We start from the raw sequence: 3,971 nt of genomic DNA on the forward strand, positions 1-3,971 counted from the left end.
CGCTGTTAAATCCTTGGTTGGTCAATACCATCATCCAGAATGGAATTTCAAAACTGTAAAAACAGGGGATTCCGTAGATATCGGTAACGGTAAATCTTTGGTATTCGTTGAAATGCGCATGCTTCACTGGCCTGATTCCATGGCGACGTACATGACTGGCGACAATATCTTGTTCTCCAACGATGCCTTTGGTCAACATTTTGCGGTAGAAGAATTGTGGGCTGATAAGGCTGATCAATGCCGTTTATGGGCAGAGGCGATGAAATATTACGCTAATATTTTGAATCCATTCTCTCCATTGGTAAAAGCAAAGGTTGAAGAGATTCAAAAGCTTAACTTGCCAATCGATATTATCGCTACAAGTCATGGTGCTATTTGGCGTGAAAATCCATTGCAAATCGTAGAAAAATACTATGAATGGTCTCAAGCCTACCAAGAAGACCAAATTACAGTGGTGTACGATACGATGTGGGATGGTACAAAGAAATTGGCTCATAAAATTGCTGATGAAATTGCAAAAGAATCTCCTGATACACGAGTTAAGATCTTTAATATCAGTAAAACCAATAAAAATGACATCATGACAGAAGTATTCAAGTCTAAAGCCATTGCTGTTGGTTCCCCAACTGTAGGGAATAGTGTATTATCTGCTGTAGCAGGTTGGCTCGACTTCTTACGTGAGTTGAAGTTTAAAAACAAAAAAGCTGCTGTATTCGGTACCTATGGTTGGTCTGGTGAATCTACAAAGGTACTTCGTGAAGAATTAACTAAATATGGATTCTCTGTTGTTGAACCAGAAATTAAATGTAACTGGAACCCAGATACAGATGATTTTGGCAAAGCAGAAGAACTTGTAAAAGCTTTGCTAGCTTAATATATAAAAAGCTCCTAGCGTTCATAGAACGTAGGAGCTTTTTGATTTTTATGATAGCTATGGAAAGAATATGGATGCTGTATATATAGATTAAGCCTTGTTTTGTAAACTTATGCGGATATTTTGGGTGATATATGTATACTTATCAACTTATTTAAGTAGATGTAGAATACTATTAAGAATAAATATAAAATTATTATAAAATTCAGAAAAATGATTAATTATTCTCTTATTAGAATTTCAGAAAGAGTTCATGAAGTTAATATGAATAAGGACTGATAGGCTATTTGAAATATTTATAAAACTTATTAAAGCGACGATTATTTATAAGTTATACAAAATATATTCTGTAGAATCCTTAAAAAGGTGTGATTTTTCTTACTCATCATTAAAAATGATGAGCATATTGATACAACAAAGAATGCCAGTAATCATGCTATTTTTTGGAATTATGAAGAGTTATTAATGAACTTTATATGGGAAAAAGGCTTGTTTATATCGTAAAACTTTGATATGCTATGCGGGTAATCAACAATATAAATTTTTCTTAAATTGAATCAAATATATTTCTTATGTGAGAAGTGAGAAGTATATTTTATCAGCCCGAGGAGAGAGGCGGAACTTAGAGAGGTTGAAAAATTGTATTGTGTTTGGTTAAGAATTTTAATTTAGTGAGGGTGTAAGATGAGAGAAAACAAACATTCCAAAAAATTAGCGTTTGCTGTATTGGCTGCTGCTGCAGCTGTAGGTGCTACTGTTGCTCCTGTAAGTGCAGCAACACCTGTATCTACAGCAGATGGTTTTATTTTTGCAGCCGTAGGTGATCAAGCTGGTCAAACCCCAGATACTACACATAATAGTATTTCTTATGGTACTGTTGCAAATGGTACAGCTACTAGCATCGCTGTAGGTCAAGGTAATACAATTACAAGCGCTAATGGTTCTAGCAGTGCATACGGTAACCAAAACTCCATTAATGGTAACCAAGCTAATGCTTTCGGTGATGGCAATACTGTAAAAGGTGCTTTTGCACAAGCTTTCGGTGATAGCAACGTAATCAATGGTACAAATGCAATCGGTTATGGCTATAACAATACTGTAGCTGGTACAACTACAAACTACCGTGATCGTACTTTCGATAATGAACCAGATTCTGCTACACTTTTGAACGGCTCTTGGAATAGTAATTCCGTAGCAATCGGTTCTGAAAATACTGCATTAGGTAGCTCTGCATTAGCAGTCGGCAATAAGGCTCAAGCGAGTATGAGCGAATCCATTGCTATCGGTCATGAAGCTCAAGCTGACAAAACTTGGGGCATTGCAATTGGTACTCGTGCAACTGCTTCCGATGTACGTTCTTTAGCTCTTGGTCACCAAGCAAAATCTACTGGTTACAAAGCTAATGCAATCGGTGCTGATGCTACAGCAAATGGCAACCATGCTAATGCAATTGGTTCCTCTGCAACAGCAACTGGCGATCATGCACAAGCATTCGGTGCTGGTGCACAAGCAACAGGCGTACGTACTAACGTATTCGGTTCTGATGCAGCTGCGACTGCTGACTACAGCATTGCAATCGGTAACAAAGCTAATGCTTCCACTGCAAACTCCATTGCATTAGGTGCTAACTCTACTACTCGTTCTGCTACTAACGTAACTAACGCAACAGTAGCTGGTCATACATATGGTGGCTTCGCAGGCACTAGCCCTGTAGGTTCTGTGTCCGTTGGTAAAGCTGGCCAAGAACGCCAAATCCACAACGTAGCAGCTGGTAAAATTTCCGCTGACTCCACAGATGCTGTAAACGGTAGCCAATTGTACTCCGTAGCAAATGATTTGCAAACTCAAATCAACAATTCCACACCAGGTGCAATCAACAATAATATCAATAGCTTGAATAACCGTGTTGGTAATGTTGAAAAACGCGTTAATAAAGTAGGTGCAGGTTCTGCTGCATTGGCTGCATTGCATCCATTGGACTTCAACCCAGATGACAAATGGACAATTGCTGCTGGTTATGGTCACTACCACAACGCTAACTCCGCTGCATTAGGTGCTTTCTACCGTCCTAACGAAGATACAATGTTCTCCGTTGGTGGTACTGTAGGTACTGGCGAAACTCAATTGAACGCTGGCGTATCCATCCGTCTTGGTAAACGTTCCCCTGAATCCCGCTCTCGTGTAGCTATGGGTCGTGAAATTGCTGAATTGAATGCACGTCTTCAAGATATGGAAAACAAATATAACAACTTGTTACAAATCTTGACTCCACATGCAATCGATCCTAGCAAAACTGCTGAATTCCCAGATGTTCCTCGTAATCACTGGGCTTACCAATATATTAGTCAATTGGCTGGTAATGGTATCCTTGTTGGCTACCCTGATGGCACATTCAAAGGCGACGTTAAGATGACTCGTTACGAATTCGCTACTATGTTGTACCGTGCACTTCAAAATGGTGCTCCTATCGATGACAACATGAAACGTGCTATGAACGAATTTGGTCCTGAATTACAAAATATTCGTCTTAACCACTTCCGTGTTGACCGTATTTCTGGTGCTGACAACGATCGTCATAAAACAGAACGTGTTCGCGTTAACAACGAACCTAAAAACCAACGCGACGTATACGGTTCCCGTATTAATCAATAGTATATTGATAACTTCCCCTCGAGCTTGTGAAAGCTCAAAAACAGGATGTATCTCAGCGATACATCCTGTTTTTTTTATGCTTATATATAATTGATATATTAACCCTGAAATATAAATAGTAAAATTAATATTTATACATCTTATGTATATTGGATAACTTTTATAATAGAAAAATACCAGTATTACAATATATCATTCTGTGTTTTCTTATTGGGCATAAAAACTTCATATAATATTTATGTAAAAATCTTGAAAGTAAATACATATAGGTGTATAATAACGTTCATAAGTAATAAATATACATAGTTTATGAATAAAAATATAGATATGAGGGAAAGACCATGAAAGAATTTAGACAATTAACTGTAGCAGATACAGCAGAATATCATAAGGTATTAATCGACGGCTATGCAGCAATTAAGGACTATCCGATTACATTCGATGC

Annotated in this window: 2 protein-coding genes and 1 pseudogene; all 3 read left to right on the plus strand. The window is 37.8% G+C overall.

Annotation, left to right across the window (positions count from 1 at the left end; genetic code table 11):
- A partial coding sequence (locus QZR70_RS08590; protein ID WP_295794526.1) for a flavodoxin domain-containing protein occupies positions 1-874 on the plus strand: 874 nt, incomplete at its 5' end.
- Positions 875-1,558: 684 nt separating this feature from the next.
- On the plus strand, positions 1,559-3,526 hold the full coding sequence (locus QZR70_RS08595; RefSeq protein ID WP_295794529.1) for an S-layer homology domain-containing protein: 1,968 nt from the start codon (positions 1,559-1,561) through the stop codon (positions 3,524-3,526).
- 341 nt (positions 3,527-3,867) lie between these two features.
- Positions 3,868-3,971 (plus strand): annotated as a pseudogene (locus QZR70_RS08915) (N-acetyltransferase); the annotation flags it as partial.

The organism is uncultured Veillonella sp., from assembly GCF_900545205.1.
Classification (GTDB): domain Bacteria; phylum Bacillota; class Negativicutes; order Veillonellales; family Veillonellaceae; genus Veillonella.